The 18,716-nt window shown below is 42.5% G+C and carries 15 protein-coding genes and 7 tRNA genes; all 22 read right to left on the bottom strand.

The features are described from left to right. Window positions 1-81: 81 nt before the first annotated feature. Window positions 82-462 (bottom strand): metal-dependent transcriptional regulator, encoded by a 381-nt coding sequence (locus LI074_RS06535; protein ID WP_055053059.1) that lies wholly within the window; start codon window positions 460-462, stop codon window positions 82-84. A 432-nt stretch (window positions 463-894) separates the two neighbouring features. Further along, on the bottom strand, window positions 895-1,599 hold the full coding sequence (gene deoD / locus LI074_RS06540; protein WP_055059935.1) for a purine-nucleoside phosphorylase: 705 nt from the start codon (window positions 1,597-1,599) through the stop codon (window positions 895-897). Between the two features lie 38 nt (window positions 1,600-1,637). Beyond that, window positions 1,638-2,402 carry a hypothetical protein gene (locus LI074_RS06545; protein WP_025581185.1) on the bottom strand — a complete coding sequence of 255 codons (765 nt, stop codon included), beginning with the start codon at window positions 2,400-2,402 and terminating at the stop codon, window positions 1,638-1,640. Window positions 2,403-2,501: 99 nt separating this feature from the next. Then, a tRNA-Leu gene (locus LI074_RS06550) sits at window positions 2,502-2,582 on the bottom strand. A gap of 97 nt (window positions 2,583-2,679) precedes the next feature. Continuing rightward, window positions 2,680-2,752: transfer RNA gene (locus LI074_RS06555), tRNA-Lys, on the bottom strand. A 10-nt stretch (window positions 2,753-2,762) separates the two neighbouring features. Beyond that, window positions 2,763-2,834, bottom strand: a tRNA-Gln gene (locus LI074_RS06560). 9 nt (window positions 2,835-2,843) lie between these two features. Then, a tRNA-His gene (locus LI074_RS06565) sits at window positions 2,844-2,917 on the bottom strand. Between the two features lie 5 nt (window positions 2,918-2,922). Then, window positions 2,923-2,996, bottom strand: a tRNA-Arg gene (locus LI074_RS06570). A 21-nt stretch (window positions 2,997-3,017) separates the two neighbouring features. Continuing rightward, window positions 3,018-3,088, bottom strand: a tRNA-Gly gene (locus tag LI074_RS06575). A gap of 35 nt (window positions 3,089-3,123) precedes the next feature. Beyond that, window positions 3,124-3,198: transfer RNA gene (locus LI074_RS06580), tRNA-Pro, on the bottom strand. A gap of 442 nt (window positions 3,199-3,640) precedes the next feature. Next, entirely contained in the window at window positions 3,641-4,120 is a 480-nt protein-coding gene (locus tag LI074_RS06585; protein WP_055053061.1) for a metallophosphoesterase family protein, read from the bottom strand. Beyond that, window positions 4,117-4,701, bottom strand: a complete 585-nt coding sequence (locus tag LI074_RS06590) for an XTP/dITP diphosphatase (protein ID WP_081018911.1) — start codon at window positions 4,699-4,701, stop codon at window positions 4,117-4,119. Before LI074_RS06590 ends, LI074_RS06585 begins: the two co-directional genes overlap by 4 nt. A 50-nt stretch (window positions 4,702-4,751) precedes the next feature. Continuing rightward, the gene (locus LI074_RS06595; RefSeq protein ID WP_055059933.1) at window positions 4,752-5,903 is read right to left on the bottom strand and encodes a THUMP domain-containing class I SAM-dependent RNA methyltransferase; all 1,152 of its coding nucleotides are present in this window, start codon (window positions 5,901-5,903) and stop codon (window positions 4,752-4,754) included. 33 nt (window positions 5,904-5,936) lie between these two features. Beyond that, window positions 5,937-6,479, bottom strand: a complete 543-nt coding sequence (gene yfcE, locus LI074_RS06600) for a phosphodiesterase (RefSeq protein WP_055059932.1) — start codon at window positions 6,477-6,479, stop codon at window positions 5,937-5,939. Window positions 6,480-6,740: 261 nt separating this feature from the next. Beyond that, the gene (locus LI074_RS06605; RefSeq protein ID WP_173698015.1) at window positions 6,741-7,052 is read right to left on the bottom strand and encodes a rhodanese-like domain-containing protein; all 312 of its coding nucleotides are present in this window, start codon (window positions 7,050-7,052) and stop codon (window positions 6,741-6,743) included. Between the two features lie 125 nt (window positions 7,053-7,177). Further along, complete coding sequence (locus tag LI074_RS06610) at window positions 7,178-7,375, bottom strand: hypothetical protein (protein ID WP_022379894.1); 198 nt, start codon at window positions 7,373-7,375, stop codon at window positions 7,178-7,180. A gap of 445 nt (window positions 7,376-7,820) precedes the next feature. Then, the gene (locus tag LI074_RS06615; RefSeq protein WP_022379895.1) at window positions 7,821-9,425 is read right to left on the bottom strand and encodes a xylulokinase; all 1,605 of its coding nucleotides are present in this window, start codon (window positions 9,423-9,425) and stop codon (window positions 7,821-7,823) included. A 184-nt stretch (window positions 9,426-9,609) separates the two neighbouring features. Then, on the bottom strand, window positions 9,610-11,109 hold the full coding sequence (gene araA, locus LI074_RS06620) for an L-arabinose isomerase (RefSeq protein WP_062807438.1): 1,500 nt from the start codon (window positions 11,107-11,109) through the stop codon (window positions 9,610-9,612). Between the two features lie 49 nt (window positions 11,110-11,158). After that, complete coding sequence (locus tag LI074_RS06625; RefSeq protein WP_008708150.1) at window positions 11,159-12,250, bottom strand: GntR family transcriptional regulator; 1,092 nt, start codon at window positions 12,248-12,250, stop codon at window positions 11,159-11,161. A 191-nt stretch (window positions 12,251-12,441) separates the two neighbouring features. Beyond that, complete coding sequence (gene srtB / locus LI074_RS06630) at window positions 12,442-13,329, bottom strand: class B sortase (protein ID WP_020437297.1); 888 nt, start codon at window positions 13,327-13,329, stop codon at window positions 12,442-12,444. Next, window positions 13,326-18,035 (bottom strand): isopeptide-forming domain-containing fimbrial protein, encoded by a 4,710-nt coding sequence (locus LI074_RS06635; RefSeq protein WP_265107657.1) that lies wholly within the window; start codon window positions 18,033-18,035, stop codon window positions 13,326-13,328. The genes srtB and LI074_RS06635 overlap by 4 nt, the downstream gene beginning before the upstream one ends. A gap of 203 nt (window positions 18,036-18,238) precedes the next feature. Then, window positions 18,239-18,700 (bottom strand): DUF1700 domain-containing protein, encoded by a 462-nt coding sequence (locus tag LI074_RS06640; RefSeq protein WP_020437299.1) that lies wholly within the window; start codon window positions 18,698-18,700, stop codon window positions 18,239-18,241. Window positions 18,701-18,716 lie beyond the last annotated feature (16 nt).

Below are 18,716 nucleotides of genomic sequence, written 5' to 3' on the forward strand. Positions count from 1 at the left end.
ATACCCCCATATAGGACTTTTATATTTCATTGTCCTATATGAGGGTAGCATATCACCGACGGGGGGAGTTTATTTTATCCGCTATTCAACTTCCCCAATCACCTTGTGGAAGTGCTCCTTTATCCTAGTAAAACTCTCATCGCTCAGGTCATGCTCTAACTTACACGCATCTTCTTTTGCAACTTCCGGGCTTACGCCGAGACGTTCCAACATCTTACTCAACACTGTATGGCGTTCATAAATATGCATTGCAATCTGAGCCCCTTTATCCAGAAGCGTCACCGTACCATAACGATCCATCGCGATATAGCCATCCTCACGTAACAGCTTCATCGCATGACTCACACTCGGTTTCGATACCCCAAGCATCGTCGCAATATCAATAGAACGAACACCGCCCCCCTGTTTAGACAACACCAAAATTGCCTCCAAATAATCCTCCGCCGATTTTCTAATTTGCATTCAAAATACCTCCCATATTGTTTTGATATTAACACAATATGAGAAATTTTTCAATCGCTCTTCTTGAGAACAGTCGTCATTAACTGTTACTGCTCACTCCGTTCTCAGTAACGTAGCCAAAATTTCATTCATTCCATATGAAAAAACAGCATCGAAAAATATTTCATTTCATGTGCATTTGCAGGATACTTAGATATTCTTAGCCGCCAAAAATCTGCGTTATGAGCCATCAAGGACACTGTCTGAGCGAAGCGAGTTTGTCCTTGATGGCTCATGCTTTTAGCAGATTTTTGACGGCTTAGAATATCTTAGTGTCCGAAACCGCACATGAAATGAAATATTTTTTGACGCGTCCCTACTGAATTAAAAAAAGCCCTCTGACCAGCATTCCCACATACCAGCCAAAGAACCTTTTTATACCAGGATTATCTTTTAAATTCCTAAAGCAATCTCCATCATCCTGTTAAACGAAGTCTGTCTGGCCTCCGCAGAAATTGCCTCATCCCTGAAAACATGATCCGAAATCGTAAGAATCCCCAGTGCCTCCTTACCGGCTCTCGCAGCATTCATAAACAGCGCCGCACACTCCATCTCCACACAGAGAACCCCCATCTTTCTCCATGCCTTCGAACTCTCCGGATTATCTCCATAGAACACATCTGAAGATATAACAGAACCCACGCGAACCGGAGTTCCCTGTTCCTTTGCAACCTCTACTGCTCTCGCAACCAGATTATAGCTTGCAGTCGGTGCAAAAGCCCCCGGCAGCTGATACTGGCTTGCATAATTTGAATCCGTACATGCACTCATAGCGATCACAACGTCCATTACGCTTACATCATCCTGCAGCGCACCTGCAGAACCAATACGAATGATCTTCTCTACATCATAAAAATTATAAAGTTCATAACTGTAAATACCCATAGATGGCATCCCCATACCGCTGCCCATGACAGATATCTGCTCACCCTTATAAGTTCCGGTATAACCAAACATATTTCTCACTGTGTTAAAACATACCGGATTCTCCAGATATGTCTCCGCAATATACTTCGCACGCAGCGGATCTCCCGGCATCAGAACCTTCTTTGCAATATCACCTTTCTTTGCACTGTTGTGTGGTGTTGGAATACTCATAATCACCCTCTCCTTTCCCGTAATGCTACATCACTGCATTATTTGTCATCACCTGTAAGCCGCAGCACATCCCTGATCTCTTCTTCATCCATATCAAGAATGATTGCCAGCTCCTCTACACTGAACTTTGAACTTTCATCCTCTTCATCCTCTGTAAGTTCCCGGACTGCCGCTTCCAGCTTCTCCACCTTTGCTACCAGATAGTCATCCTCAAATTTCCTCTGTGTCTGCTCCTCGATAGCATGGCGGATTCCACACCGGATACGTCCAAGCAGCCATTTCTCATCTTTCTCTTCCGGTTCTTCCTCTCCCAGAGCCATCAGAAGGCTTATATTTGCCTCCTGAATCAGATCAGCGATAAAAATCTCCTCACAGTTCATTTCAACCGCCATTTCGGCTGCTGCACGCAGATACTTCTGTGACAGCTCTGCCTGTGCCAGCGCATCTCCCTTTGAAATCAGTTCAAAAAGTTCTTCCGCACTTCTCTCTCCCTGCTCCTGTTCTTCAAGACCTTCCAGATATTCTTTCAGATATGCCTCTTCCTCTGCTGTCAAAGGAACTTTTTCTTCTTTTTCTTCGGATACTTCTTCCGGGCCGGTCTGAGATGCTGCTGAAATCTCCTCCGCACCTTCAATGGAGATACCTTTTAATTTTAAATACTGTAATATCTTGATCAGCTGTGACTTGTCCAGATCAAGTTCGCCAAAGCATTCCTTTATCTGTTCCGGTTTCAATACTTTACCATTCTTCTCTCCAAGTTCACACACCTCTGTAAGTTTCTGCTGAAATTTCTGTATATCCATAGTCAAAATCTCCCTGTCCTGTTTATAACTTAACTATACAACAAAAAACTATGTCTGTAAAACAAAAAAAGCACCGTTTTAACCGGTACTTTTTCTGAATGCGGATAACAGGACTTGAACCTGCACGGGAAGCCCACTGGTACCTAAAACCAGCGCGTCTGCCAATTCCGCCATATCCGCATTTTCTCATATTCTCAGAGTGTACCTGAAAAATCATTCTCGCACTCTGCAAAAGCAATAAAATAGCGGAAACCTCACAGAAGATTTCCGCTATTAATGAAGCATCGGGGATTCGAACCCCGGACAACTTGATTAAAAGTCAAGTGCTCTACCGACTGAGCTAATGCTCCATATAAAAGACTGGGCTAGCTGGATTCGAACCAGCGAATGCAGCAGTCAAAGTGCTGTGCCTTACCGCTTGGCGATAGCCCAAAGGCGAAGGGTGGATACAGGGATTCGAACCCTGGGCCTCCAGAGCCACAATCTGGCGCGCTAACCAACTGCGCTATACCCACCACAGCGTGCCTGAAGGGATTCGAACCCCCGACCCACGGCTTAGAAGGCCGTTGCTCTATCCAGCTGAGCTACAGACACATCTCTCTGTACATACAGAGAAGCGGGTGATGGGAATCGAACCCACGTATCTAGCTTGGAAGGCTAGTGTTCTACCATTGAACTACACCCGCATTTCGCTGAAACGGTAATGTTGTTGTTACAGCAGTCGGGGTGACAGGATTCGAACCTGCGGCCTCCTGGTCCCAAACCAGGCGCTCTAGCCAAGCTGAGCCACACCCCGCTGTTTTTCTTTATTTATTTGTGCTTCGTTGTCCGACGCAAGACATATTATATGTTAAGCGACCCCAAATGTCAACACCTTTTTTCAATTTTTTTTGATTTTTTTTGAAAAAGCGATTTTTTATCCCTCAAAAAGTCCATGAAACCCGCTAAACACAAGGCTTTGCGGGCTTTTCGATTTTTTCAAAAAAAATCGTTTTTTTGTTTACAAAAAGGGGTTTTTTACTGGTTTTTGAGATTTTTTGTAAAAAAATATTTTTTTCGCACAATAAAAAAATCTTAACTTTTTTAATTTTTTCTTCTATTCTTTTACTGTCACGTATCTGTAAAAAGAGGTATTGCTGTTATCCAATCAACAATACCTCAAAAATATACAGTCAGATGAGTCAGGCGGATATTCGCAGCCTCCGCAAGTAACTTACCTGATTCAGTTAAATAATTTTTCAGAGGTATCTGATCTCGACCTGAGGATCTTTTCCCTCTTCTATCTGCATAACTGCATAGCTTGGCCTGCGGCCTCTCTGACGCGGGTAGGTAAGACTGCCGGGATTAATTACCAGAATCCCATCCTCATTCTCGATCACAGGCATGTGAGTATGACCATACATTGCAATCTTACATCCCTTAGCCTGCGCATTCTCAACAAGTTTATCATAATCCCGGGACACAAAATAGTGATGTCCATGTGTAACCAGTATCTTATGTCCCTCCAGGGTAACTTCTTCATCATAGGGAAGATCTGTAAAAAAGTCATTATTTCCTGCGACAATCGTACATGGGCACTCTGCCAGTGCCTCAATGAAAATCTCTCTGCCTTCCACATCACCACAGTGGATCAGATAATCAAAGGGAGCTTCTCTGAGCACTGTCTCTTCCAGATTCTCATCCTGTCCATGAGTATCGCTGACGATCAGTACCTTCATTTCAGTTCATCCTTTATGGCACGTAATGCTTTTCCCCTGTGGCTGATCTTATTTTTCTCTTTGCTGGAAAGCTCTGCAGAAGTACATCCATATTCCGGCAGGTAGAAGATCGGATCATAGCCGAAGCCGTTCTCTCCCTTCTCCTCATAGCCTATACGGCCTTCCATTGTTCCACGCACTGTTTTTACACTTCCATTCGGAAAAGCCGCTGCAACGGCGCATACGAACCTTGCAGTACGCTTCTCGTCCGGAACTCCGTTCAGTCTCTCTATCAGACTTGCATTTTTGATATGATATGAGGTATCTTCTCCCATATAACGGGCAGAATAAATGCCCGGCTCTTTATTCAGATAGTCAATCTCCAGACCGGAATCATCTGCCAGAGTGATCTCCCCTGTCAGTTCACAGATTGTCTTCGCCTTAATCACAGCATTTTCCTCAAAAGTAGAACCATTCTCTACAATATCTGCATGGATTCCTGCTTCTTTCATAGAAACAACCTCTACATCCATATCTGCAAGGATCTCGCGGATTTCTCTCATTTTATCCTGATTTCCGGTAGCAAAAATTATTTTTTTCATAATCCTTTGTATCCTCTTTTTATTTTGATTTTTCGCAATTACAGAAGCACTCAGTTACGGTTTTTCTTTGGTGGACGCGGTCCAAGGAACTGATAGTAATAGGTCTTAAGCATACCATTATAGATCTTACGGTTTTTATCTGCTTTTCGCCCGATATCGTTCTCCGCTTTCTCATAAGATGTGATCAGATACATGGACCACTTGTCAAGCCTTTCATAGCTTTCCCCGATTTCACGATAAAGCTGAGTTAAATTCTCTTTTTCTTCCAGTCGTTCCCCATAAGGAGGGTTTGTGATGATGAATCCATATGGTTTGGGATGGCGGAGATCTTTTACCGCTCTCTGCTGGAAATGGATCAGCTTGTCCACACCTGCCATTTTTGCATTAGCTCTGGCAGCCTTCAACGCCTCAGGATCAATGTCAAAGCCCTGGATATCTGTTTCAATATTAAGATTTATCCTGTCCTGTGCCTCTTCATTTGCATCATACCAGCATTTTCTCGGAACCAGATGCTTCCATTCCTCAGCAAGGAAGGAACGGTTCATGCCGGGTGCAATATCTGCTGCCATCATTGCTGCTTCAATAGGAAAGGTACCGCTTCCGCAGAAAGGATCTACCAGAATCCTGTCTTTATTCCATGGCGTAAGCATGATCAGAGCAGATGCCAGTGTTTCTGTGATCGGAGCTTTCACTGTCATTTTACGATACCCTCTTTTATGCAGAGATACCCCTGAGGTATCAATACCGATCGTGGCCACATCTTTCATAAATGCCACGCGGATAGGAAAGCTTGCCCCATCCTCTTCAAACCAGGACACCCCGTATACGCCCTTCAGACGCTCTACAATGGCTTTTTTCATAATGGACTGGATATCAGACGGGCTAAAGAGCTTACTCTTCACAGAATTGGCCTTGGCAACCCAGAATTTCCCATCCTTGGGAATATAGTTTTCCCATGGCAGGGCTTTTGTCTTTTCAAAAAGCTCGTCAAAGGTTTCTGCCTTTACTTCTGCTACTTTCAGCAGGATTCTTTCTGTGGAACGCAGAAAGATATTGGCATCTGCGATTCCCTGTGCATCTGCCTCGAATGTTACTTTTCCATCCTCTACTTTGGTAATCTCATAGCCCAGATCAAGGATCTCACGTTTCAGTACAGCTTCCATACCGAAATGACATGGAGCGATCAGTTCAAATTTTTCCATTCTTTATCCTTTCTATATGTAGATGGGACTTCCCTATAATTCTATGCTCTTAACAATATTTCCCTCAAAATCCTTAATTGTAAACACACCGTCCTCAAAGATCGCATATGTAGGCGGGTTTCCTTCTTTTGGAATAGAAACAGAACCCGGGTTGAGAAGTACATAGTCTTCTTTCTGCTCTGCTTTCAGTACATGGGTATGTCCATGGATCAGAATATCTCCTTCCTGAATCGGAGGCAGATTATTTTCATTGTAAATATGCCCATGTGTGGCATAAAAGGTTCTTCCATCCAGGTTCAGAATACAGTAGTCTGCCATAACCGGAAACTGCAGGACCATCTGATCGACCTCAGCTTCACAATTCCCACGTACAGCATAAATTTCTTTCTTCATGTCATTAAGCATGGAAATGACCTGTTTGGGAGCATATTCTCTGGGAAGATCATTTCTCGGGCCATGATAGAGCAGATCGCCCAGCAGTACCAGGCGTTCTGCCTTTTCTTCTTTATAGACATCCAGCATTTTTCTGCAGTAGTATGCAGAACCATGGACATCTGATGCAAACATATATTTCATAGTTTTGTGTCTCCTCTTTTATAGTGTGCCGACAAGTTGATTCTTGAAACAATCTTGCAGGATAAATTTTTTTATTTCAAGGCGGAGGAAGGAGGCGTAGCGGTGGCTACGGCGACCGACGACAACGCGGAAATAAGAAATTTAGACGCAAGATTGTTCGAGAAATCAACTTGTTGGCACAATAGGTATGCCGACAGATTGATTTCTGAAATAACCTGAAGATATACCGGTTCGTATTTTTTCTCTTACACCTTATCATGCTTATGGCGAAATTACAAGATTTCTTCCCCGATATGCTCCAAAACCGCCTATGACAGACCTGGTACAGTACCCAAGCTTTGCAAGCTGCCTTGCAAGCAGAAGGCTTGCCCCGCCCCTGTCGCAGTACAGAACCAGTATTTTTCCTCTTGGAAAGGCTGTATATCCGTCTATCTCTCCATATGGCATGTTTACGGCTCCTTTTACATGACTGTGCATATAAAACTCTTTTTCTCTCAGATCTATGATCAACGTGTCCCTTCGGCCCACATAATAATCCAGCATTTTTGCAGAAATCGTTTCCACCGGAAACATGGCAGACTCCTTTTTGTTATATCATATGATATCAGGAACAGATGTGCCACTGCCTGACAAAAAACAGCCGACACATAAATTGGCTCACAGCAGATCAGGAGGGGCATTTCCCCCTCCTGATCCAATCAATATCTGTCTTCTTCTGAGCTGTAAGACTGGGAAGTTTTATTTTTTGCTTTACTTCTACAATCTGTCTCGTTTTTGCTTTTCACACTGTTTTTTGCATTACCAGCATGGTTCATTTCATTACCATAGCTGTTCTTATCTGAAGTTCCTGTGTAATTTCTGCTGTTTTTACTCTCAGATTCATAGTTTTTTGCCATTATTATTTTCCTCCTGATGAGATTTATCTGCCCGGATCTCCTGATACTCTGCAAAATCCGGTTTTTTTCTTCCACACTTCATCGCTGAAAGTGCTTCACATTGACTATTATCCCAAAAACCGGGGGGAATATTCATCAAAATATGTTGCTTTTTTCACCAAGCTATATTATAATCATAGCTGTAAAAAGAATTTACCCTTCAAAAATTTTTTTTACATAAACCCCTTATTTAATTATTTATACTCCCCTTGAAAGTCCCGGCAGCTCCCCTGCCGGGGCTTTCTCTTTGTATTTATCCGGCTACGAATCACTTGATAACAATTTCAGAAAAACTGCAAAAAAACAGCATCGCCGGTCTCATGATCTGCGATGCTGCTCTGTTTTTTATATTCTTCTTTTCCTATTCATTTTCATATGCGCCGGCAAACAATTTGTTTCTCAACATTTACCAGATTTCAGACTCTACTGCTGCTCTTTCAATAGAAAGACCTTTCATATAGCTGTCCATAAATGCATTGAATCCAGCCACACCTTCCGGTTTTGGATCCAGTGTGCTGCTTTCCTGATCTGCAAACACTTTATTATCAAGGAAGCTTTCCAGAGTCTCACCTTCTTCTTTATTTACCAGATAAGAAGCAAGAAGTGCGATTCCCCAGGCTCCGCCTTCACCTGCAGTAGCCATTACAGATACCGGTGCATTGACAGCATCTGCCAGAATCTGCTGTCCTACGCCTTTTGTCTTGAATAATCCTCCATGACCAAGAAGACGGTCTACTTTTACATTTTCTTTCTCAAACAGAAGGTTCAGACCTACTCTCATGGCTCCAAGGCATGTATACAGATTAGTTCTCATAAAGTTTGCAAGGTTAAATTTGCTTTCAGGAGAACGTACAAATAACGGACGTCCTTCTTCAAAGCCTGTCATATGCTCACCTGAGAAATAACAGTAGGACAAAAGTCCGCCACAGTCCGGATCTCCTTCAAGTGCTTTATTATAAAGGGTTCCGAACAGTTTATTCATATCCACTTCCATACCCATAGCCTCTGCAAACTCTTTAAATACATTTACCCAGGCATTCAGGTCAGAGGTACAGTTGTTGGAATGAGCCATAGCTACCAGATGTCCGGACGGAGTGGTAACCATGTCGATTTCTTTATACGGTCTGGAGAGTTCTTTTTCCAGAACGATCATGGCAAATACAGAAGTTCCTGCGGAAACGTTACCTGTACGAACTGCCACACTGTTTGTGGCAACCATACCTGTTCCTGCATCACCTTCCGGAGGGCACATCGGGATTCCTGCTTTCAGTTTACCTGTCACATCCAGAAGTTTCGCACCTTCTTCTGTAAGAACGCCGGCATCTTCCCCTGCAACAAGAGCTTTCGGCATAATGTCACGAAGTTTCCAAGAGAATCCGTAAGGTGCTACCAGTTCATCGAATTTATCAACCATTTCCTGATTATAATCTGCTTTTGTTGTGTCGATTGGGAACATACCCGCCGCATCACCGATTCCAAGAACTCTCTTACCTGTCAGTTTCCAGTGTACATAAGCCTCCAGAGTTGTGATATAGTCAATATCTTTTACATGTTCTTCACCGTTAAGGATCGCCTGATACAGATGAGCAATACTCCATCTCTGCGGAATGTTGTAGTTGAACAGTTCCATCAGTTTCTCGCTGGCTTCTCCTGTAATGTTGTTTCTCCATGTACGGAATGGTACAAGAAGTTCTCCTTCTTTGTTAAATGGCATATATCCATGCATCATGGCGCTGACGCCAAATGCACCTACGGATTCCAGTTCTATGTCATATTTTGCTTTTACATCCTTTGCCATATCCTGATAGCAGTCCTGGATACCTGTCCAGATATCATCCAGACTGTATGTCCAGACACCGTTTTCATAACGGTTTTCCCATTCATGTGCACCGGATGCGATTGGCTGATTTTTGTCATCTACAAGTACTGCTTTGATTCTGGTAGAACCAAACTCAATACCAAGTGCTGTTTTATTTGCAATTATCGCTGCTTTTGCTTCTGCTGTTCCCATTTTTATGTACCTCCCTGATTTTTTGATGTACTTTTTTTATATATTTTTAGGGCTGCCATCTCAGGCAATCCAATGAATCCTCTGACATATATGCACAATCCATTGTTCCTGTCTGATATGGCAGCCTTTTATGTTACTGTTCACTCCGTTCACAGTAACCCTTTTATATCACTTATGGTAATAATTATTTTCTGAATGCAAGTTCATTCCATCTCAGTTCATTCTTGAAATCACGAATATTTGTATCTTTATCAATGTAAACAGCTTCAATACCCATAGCTGCTGCCCAGTCACCCATCTGCTCTGCTGTCAGGTCATAGGAGAATGCTGTATGGTGGGCTCCACCTGCAAGGATCCATGCTTCTGCACCTGTCTTAAGATTTGGCTGTGGTGTCCAGAATGCACTTCCTACAGGAAGCTTCGGCATCGGTTTCTCAACCTTCTTGCATTCCACATCGTTGATGATCAGACGGAAACGATCTCCAAGATCGATCAGAGATGTTGCGATAGCCGGACCTGTCTTGCTTGTGAATACAAGTCTTGCAGGATCTTCTCTGTCACCCATGGAAAGCGGGCATACTTTAATGCCGATCTTACCATCTGCGACAGACGGGCATACCTCAAGCATATGAGACTGAAGGATTCCTTCTTTTCCAGGTACAAAGTTATATGTATAATCTTCCATCATGGAAGTTCCTTTTGCATCTTTTACACCAGCTGTCATGATCTTCATCAGACGAACCATTGCAGCTGTCTTCCAGTCGCCTTCTGCACCGAATCCATAGCCTTTTTCCATAAGTCTCTGGATTGCAAGTCCGGGAAGCTGTTTAAGAGCACCCAGATCTCCAAAGTGTGTAACGATTGCCTGATAATTTTTCTCTTCCAGGAATTTCTCAAATCCGATCTCAATCTGAGCCTGAACTGCTACATGACGTTTAAATTCTTCCGGATCTCTTCCCTCAAGAAGAATATCATATTTGCTGTAGTATTCATCTACCAGCGCATCTACATCACCTTTAGCTACATCTTTTACATAATCAGCAATCTCATTTACAGGATAAGCATCAACTTCCCATCCGAATTTGATCTGTGCTTCTACTTTATCACCTTCTGTAACAGCTACGTTTCTCATGTTATCTGCTACACGACATACGCGGATATGGCTACTCTCCATGATACCAACTGCTGTACGCATCCAGGAAGCAAGTCTTTCCTGAACATCTTTATCTGCCCAGTGTCCGACAATAACTTTTCTTTCGATTCCCATTCTTGTAACAATATGACCATATTCACGACCGCCATGAGCAGACTGGTTTTCATTCATAAAATCCATATCAATGGTATCATAAGGAATCTCCTCATTAAACTGTGTATGAAGATGGCAAAGCGGTTTTCTGTATTCTTTCAGACCAAGAATCCATGATTTTGCCGGTGAGAAAGTATGCATCCATGTGATAACACCTGCACAGTCCTCATCTGCATTTGCCTCATTAAATGTTTTACGGATCAGTTCGTTTGTGATCAGTGTTGGTTTCCATACTAATTCAAATGGAAGAACACCGCTCTTGTTTAATTCCTCAACAATGATTCTGGAATGCTCAGCAACTTTTCTTAAGCACTCATCTCCGTAAAGATCCTGTGAACCTGTACAAAACCAGAACTTATAGTTTCTTCCTGTTTTCATGATAAAATTCCTCCTAGATTTATTTTTATTTTTTATTTATTTCATTTGTTTACAATATTTTTCTGCATGATCCCCGTATGATCAGTTCCGGATAAATCAGTCTTTCAACCTTACTTTCTTCTTCAGGAACTCCGTTGATCTTCTCAAGTATAAGCTCTGCTGCCATTTCTCCCAGCTTTTCCTGCGGATGAGCTATCGTTGTGATTCCGCTTCCTCGCTGAGCATACAGTGAATTGTCATAACCGGTAATGGAAATATCATCCGGTATCCTGACTCCCATTTTCTCCAGTTCTTCCATAACCTGAACAGCAATCTGATCATTGTAACAGACGATTCCATCCGGAAGCTGTCCGCTCTGTACCATTTCTTTTGCCATCAGTGCAGGTTTTACTTTCCTGTCCTCTGTATGAAACCAGACAACATCATCAGGATCATAGGCAATCCCTGACTCCTGTAAGGCCTTCACATATCCCTTGTGGCGCTCCAGTCCCTGCATATCGTCTGCCTTAAAGAAACCCTTGATCTTTTTATGTCCCAGTTCCAGCAGATATTTTGTTACAAGATAGCCTCCCTGTGCATCATCCATAAGAATATGAGGTTTATCCCTCATTTCTGAATAGATTCCCTGAATAAACACATACGGAATTTCAAATTTATCCAGATTCTGATAAAGATTTCTGTGTTTACAGATCATCTCACTTTTGCTTGGTTCAATGATCAGTCCATCAATATCTTTCTTCAGAAGTTCCTCCAGACATCTGGCCTCTTTCTGTCTGCTGTTTGCTGTGTTTTTCAGGATAATACTGTAACCGCTTTCTGAAAGGACATTATCCATTCCCTGTATCAGTCTCGGAAAAATATAATCAGAAATATATGTGGTCACTACCGCAATATTCTTTGAATTCTTTATGTGGCGCATATTCTCAGAGCAATAAGTACCTCTTCCGTGAAATGCCTCTACATATCCGTCCTGCTCCAGGATTCCCAGTGCTTTACGAACTGTATGTCTACTCAGGGAATATTTCTGCGAAAGCTCGTTTTCTGAAGGAAGCTTCTCTCCCGGTCGGATAGCTCCTGACATAATATCACTTCTGAGCTGTTCCATCAGTGAGAAATATTTCGGCTTTCCATTATCTGTCATGTCTTCTTCCCTCCTGTATTTAGGATACAACTTGTACGCACGTACGAACAAGTTGTTTTTTATGCATAAATTATACAAAATATCGAGAGATTTTTCATTAGTTTTTTCCAAAACACCTCGAGGGATAGTGATATGTGAACAGTAACAGTTCATCCTTTACGAAAGTTACCAATATCCGATTGATTTCAACATCACTTCGGCCCAGCTTTTTCTATACCATAACATTCATGGCAAATCCCATGTACCGCCATACGTATTTCTTTATCCAGACGTGAATTACAGGTGATCAGAGTCACCATTCTCTCCCTTTCATCAGGCTCTACTCCTGTGTCATACATGGAATTATTTTTCAATATAGATAATTGTCTCCTGTATGCAGGACTGGATAACTTGTATCCATATTCAAATGCCGGGCTTTGGGAAGATGCCTGTTCCACAGAAAAAATTTTGTACAGAAACTTTCTTTTTGGTGTTGTGATCTCAATTTCAGGACATTTTTTCAGAAATTCAGGCTGTTCATAACGGTTCAGATTTGCAAACATCATATTACCTTCTATATTATGCCCGTAAAGAATACTGTGGGAATCTGTAAAATTCTTTTTTATGTCATGTTCCAGAAAAATACATCCAAACAGATCTTCCTCTCCTCTGAAATTATGTTTCAGGTAATATTCATCATCTGCCGCCTGAACTACAGGATAAGAAATATCGGCTCCCGGGACAGTAATCCAGGCAACTGTCTGAGAGTTGATCTTTCTTAAATTTTCCCAGGAAATCCCGAAGGATTCCCTGATTTCATCTGTACAGTTTTTGTTTTTTGATTCAGAAGATCTTCTCTGTTTTTTCCTGCGTTTTTTTTCACTGTTTTTTGTACTGCTGTCTTCATCAGTTTTTTTGCCATCTGCCAATAATCCGGCACCTTCTCTGTTCTTCACCCCTGCCATTTGGGAAAGCTCTGCATATTCCTGCCTTGCTGCAAGATTCTGTTCATAACTTTTTATATAGAAGCCGGCACAATATATAAGAAGCCCGATTGCTGCTATGATCATACTTACTGCAAATGTTCTGAGTTTTTTCATTTCCGCGGCATACCCTTTATATTTCTTTTCCCGGAAACAGTTCTTCTGTAGATCACCACACCTCCTGTCAGCAGTCCCATTCCGATAAGTCCAAGAACAGCCATCATTTTAAACGGTCTGACATCTCCTGTTTTAGAACTTCCTGCCATGGAACCACCCTGATAGCTTCCGTATCCACCGGAATATCCACCCGAATTTGCGTAACTGCTGCCTCCGCTTCCGGAAGTCGTTCCTCCATTATTTCCACCATTGTAAGATGCCAACGGTGCTTTCGTCGGTACAGGAGTCATTTTCGGGCAGGTTCCCGGTACAGATGGTGTTGGTGTGGCTTTTGGCTGCTCTGTCGGTTTCGGTACTTCTGTAGGTTTTGGTGTCTCTGTCGGCTTTGGTGTTTCTGTTGGTTTCGGTGTTGCAGACGGTGTTGGTGTGGCAGTCGGTTCTGCTTTTGCTTTCACATATGCCTCCTGCTGTGCAGTAATTTCCGGTGAAATATCACCTCTTGCTTTCGCTGTGTTTACAATTTTTTCAGGCTCTGTGCTTTCTGTTTTAAATACCATTTCATAGCAGACTTCAATTTTATCCATATCTGACAACGATGCTCCTGTCTGAATTACAAATCCTGTATCATCTGCCTCTATTTTGGCATCTTTCAGTTCTATACCGTTTTTCTTCACAAAAATGCTGTCTTTTACAATGGAAGCCCCTTGGGTTTCCAGTTTATCTTCGATAACAATATTCTGATCTGTGACATCCTCACGCAGTTGTCTTACTGTCAGTTTATAATATCCTTTTTCACCGGACGCATACTCTTTCTTATCTGATTCCTTCACAATTTCCAGAATCGGACTGTGTACCTCTGTCTCTGCTTCCCCGGTTGCAGGTATCTTTTCACTGCTGTCTGCAACTGCAGTATTGTGCACTTTCTGTCCTGCCAGGGCTGCATCAATCACTGCTGCCTGATATTCCACGATCATACTTTTCTGTTCCTGACAGTCCAGAGGATTATATATTACCTGCTCAAAAAGACCGCCTTTATCATTATCGCAGATACTATATCTACTATCCCTGACCAGTGTCCTGCCTGTTGACATCAGGAAAGTATTATCATCATTGATCTGTACATCAGCATCTGCCACATTTCCTTTCTCATCCATCAGAATCACCGAATCCTTCAGAAGACGTACTCCCTGAGTATCGATCACATCCTGCAAAGTAACATTACGCGCCACACATCCGGTCTGCTCCTGTGTCAGGACAATGCGGTATGTAATAATATCACCATATTTGTAAAATGGTTTGTCCGTCGTCTTCTCTACTTTAAGAACAGGCGAGTTCACCCAGATTTTTGAGGAGTCCTTTACTTTCTGTGCATTATCTGCATACGCCTGTGCTGTATTTACAATCTCCATCCCATTTACGCTTTCCTGCGCAGTACAGCGGAAATTAACAGTCACAGGTGTCTGATACGGAAGATCTGAAATCGTCACGATCCATCCGGTTCCCTGACGTGTAACCTGACAGCTGACCGGTTTTTCCACTGTTTCTTTATAATTTTCCGGATTCAGCTGATTTCCTGCATCATCAGTTCCTGCCACCGGATTCTGAATAACAGCCGGAACACCGCTTACAGTAACAGCATCTTCAGCTCCGTCCAGAGCCAGCCCTTCAGGAAGGGAAAGATCACTGATCACAAGATTTCTTGCGATAGATCCCTTCTGAAGATTATTAACCGTAACCTGATAATTCACCTGTTCTCCTACCCGAAATTCATTTTCCGCACGTCCGTCCCCGGCTGCCAGATATGGATTCTGAAAACTTTTCTCAATAGAAAGAACTGCTGTATTTACATACACTTCTGCGTCATCCTGTGAAACAGGGGCATTCTGCGCCTGCACATTGGCAACATTAATGCTTTCCATTCCATTTGCCGCTTCCGTAACTGTGCAAAGGAAAGAAATCATAACCGGAGTATTTGCCGGAAGATCTGAAATGTTCAGTCTCCATCCGCTTCCCTCCTGAAGAAATTCATAATTCACCGGTTTCTCTGATGTCTCATTATAAAATTCCGGATTGAGCTGGTTCAAAACATCTTTGGTCCCTGCTGTCAGCTGCGTAATATTCTGTGGGATTCCGCTTACCGATACATCCTCTGCCGATGAAAGCGCAAGTCCTGCCGGCATACCGGTATCCCAGACAGTTACGTTCCGGGCCACTGTACCTGCTTTTTTATTCTCCACCACCACATTGTACTGTACCTGTTCTCCGACCTGCCATTCATAATGATCTGCAGATTTCTCAATCCAGAATTCTCCTGAATTTACATATACTTCTGCATCATCAGATCTCTCATCTGTATTAACAGCTTTTACAGTTGCTGCATTTACGCTTTCGTGTCCATTTGCCTCTTCCTGTGCGATACAATGGAAAATAATCGTTACAGGCTGACTGTATGGTACATAAGAACAATAAAAAGAAAATCCGTTCTCATCTGCATTCAACTGAGAATCCACAGGTCTCGCTTCATATGCCTGTCCTGTTTTCTTATCCGGTACGGGATAGTTTACCTGTTGCTGAACTCCCAGTACTTCCATGCTCTGTGTACCACCTGCCAGAACCAGTCCCTGCGGCAGACCAATATCAGTAATAGTTACATCTTTTGCAATTGTTCCTGCCGTTACATTATTCACTACGATCCGGTAAGCTACCTGCTCTCCTGCCTGCCATTCATATTTGTCTGCTGTTTTATCAATTTCAAGCTGTGGACTGTTCGGCCATACTTCTGCCATATCCTTTCTGGATTCCTGTTCTCCTGTGTCAGGATTGATCAGATTATCCGCTGTTGCAGTCACAATATTTTCCCATTCCTGTCCATTGGAATCCGCAGATGCCTGACATTTAAAACGGATTGTGATCGTCTCCCCATACTTCAGGGACGGACACTCTGCTTTCCATCCATTTTCTCCCTGTCCGGTAAGCGTACAGTTCTCGCCTCCCTGACTTGTCTCTACAGCATACTGCCCTTCCAGAAGCTGCAGACATGATGGAAGCTCGTCTGTAATAACAACATTTACTGCTTTTACATCCTGTTTTGTCTGAGAAACCAGAACCTCATAATCTATGATATCTCCTGTTTTCCATTCATACTGAGAAGTATTTTTCTTTACTTCCAGTTCCGGTGGAATCACACCCTTTACCCACACTGTTTCCGTATCCATTGTATCTCCGCTTCCGTTTGTACGTTCATAACTCATGGATGCATGGTTTGGTACAAGAATACTGTATCCATCCTCTGCAAGGTATTTTGAAATATTAATTTCTGATTCCGGTCTCTGGCGTACTTTTAAAGTAAATGTGTAAGTCTGATTATCTGTAAATGCTTCATCCTGAAGGCTCTCTGCTTTGGCCCTGCAGGTCACTTTCTGTCCTTCAACAGCAACATCAAACCAGTCTGTCACTGTCTGCCCTGCATCATTCACAATACTGACTTTTGATGCATCCTCTATAGTAAGACAATCCTCAAGTATATCCTGTACCACAAAGGATTTCAGTCTATTGGGTGTCACCTCTGCCCGGATCATATACTGAAATTCCTGTCCCTGACGAATGCCAAAAGGTTTTTCTTTTGATGCAGCAGCTGCCTGTTCCCATGTACAGTTTGCCTCTCCCACACGTTTCTCAGGTGCTTTTTTCATCTCAACATCGCCGAAACAATAGGATGTAAAATCAAAATATGCATATGCTTTACAGTATTTCTGTCCTTTAAAGTTCGGACAATAACTGTTGCCTGATGGATCCAGATATTTATTTCTTGTAATCTCTGCCCATCTTTCCTGAGAACCGGCTTTTGCAATGGCATCTTCACGACTTTTATCCCATTTATCCAGTCTGAACTGATGACAGAATTCTACCGTAAAATTATCTGTATTATAAAAAAGATTCAGCCATCCTCTCGGATCATCCGGCTCAACGGAACCAAGGGGTGAGCTTACAGAATTTCCATCTACCGTCAGATAATCATTGTTTTTCAGAACATATGCATTATCCAGACTGCTGTCTGACGGAATACGGACTCCCTGTCCCGCATCAATATCACGTATGGTTCCATGGCCACTGATCGGCAGTGTTTCTTCTGTTCCATGCTTCAGAAACTGAAACTTAACCTTTGCGTATCCTACAGAATAAATAAATACACCGATACTGTTTTTGGAAAAGCCAACCATTGGATAAGCTTCATTATCTTTCCATGCAAACGTAGCTCCGCCTTTATTCTGAACAATCGATTCTGCAGTGCGCAGATCATAACGGGGTTCTGCATTCTCTACTCCCACAAGAATGAGTCTGACATCAACAATATTTCCATTTCCATCTTTTCCTACATTGTTATAACGCATCCCTGCGCTTCCGGCTTTATAGTCCGCTCCTACACGAACGCACTCTGTGTCACGTTCGCTTTTTCCATTGTCTGAAAAAGCTTCCCTGTCCAGATTATCACACCCAAAAGATTCATATGTGGTAATTCCGGGCTGAAACTTCATGTTAAAGCGATAACCATAATCTACCACCTTGTCACTGTCCCATGTTTCTACAGTTAACGGTGCCGCCTGAGTTACGCAGACAGGCACAAGCCCCAGAATTGCCTGCAGAATAAAAAGCATTGCAAGCAGCAAAGCTCCAAGGCGTTCTTTCAGTTTGAAATTGTGTTTCATTTTCCGTCTCCTTTCCGAACAAAAAATATAAAAATGAATGTGGGATTTTTCCCTGCACCTGGCAGGATTAAAGAATAGAAATAAGTTGAGATTGTATGATTATAAATATTCAAGGGGAATTAATATCGTGAAACAAGAACGTTTACACTTAAGATTTTTAAGATTCTGCGCAGGGTTTCTTTTCTGAAACCCTGCACAGATTTTCATTGATCATTTCTTTTCTTCAGCCATGAAAGAAAATAAAGAATAATTGCAAGAATAATAAAAAACGGAATCGCAACTCCGATTATCAGTATCAGTAAAACAATTATAACAGCCGCCGCTGCAATAACAACAGCCCTGCCATGCCAGGTAGAAAGATCGATTACTTTTTTCCATCTTTTCTCCTGCTGATGAGGAAGCTCTGTCTCATTGCCATAACTGCTTCCGTAAGAAGAATACTCTCCGTAATCTTCCTGTGTACTTCCATCATCTGTATCGATCAGAGTTTTTGCTATCAGATGCGGGTCTCCCAGTTCCTGCAGTACTTCCTGCTCTGAACGTCCGCCACGTACCTGAGACTGTATATAATCTTCATAATACCTGATATGTGCTGCTGCTTTGCCCTCCTGCATCTGACCGGCAAGCTGGCTTCTCAGGATTTCCAAAAATTCTTTTCTGTTCATCTTCTACACTCCATTT

Origin of the sequence: Blautia sp. MSK18_10 (genome assembly GCF_020553185.1) — a bacterium.
Taxonomy (GTDB): domain Bacteria; phylum Bacillota; class Clostridia; order Lachnospirales; family Lachnospiraceae; genus Blautia_A; species Blautia_A wexlerae.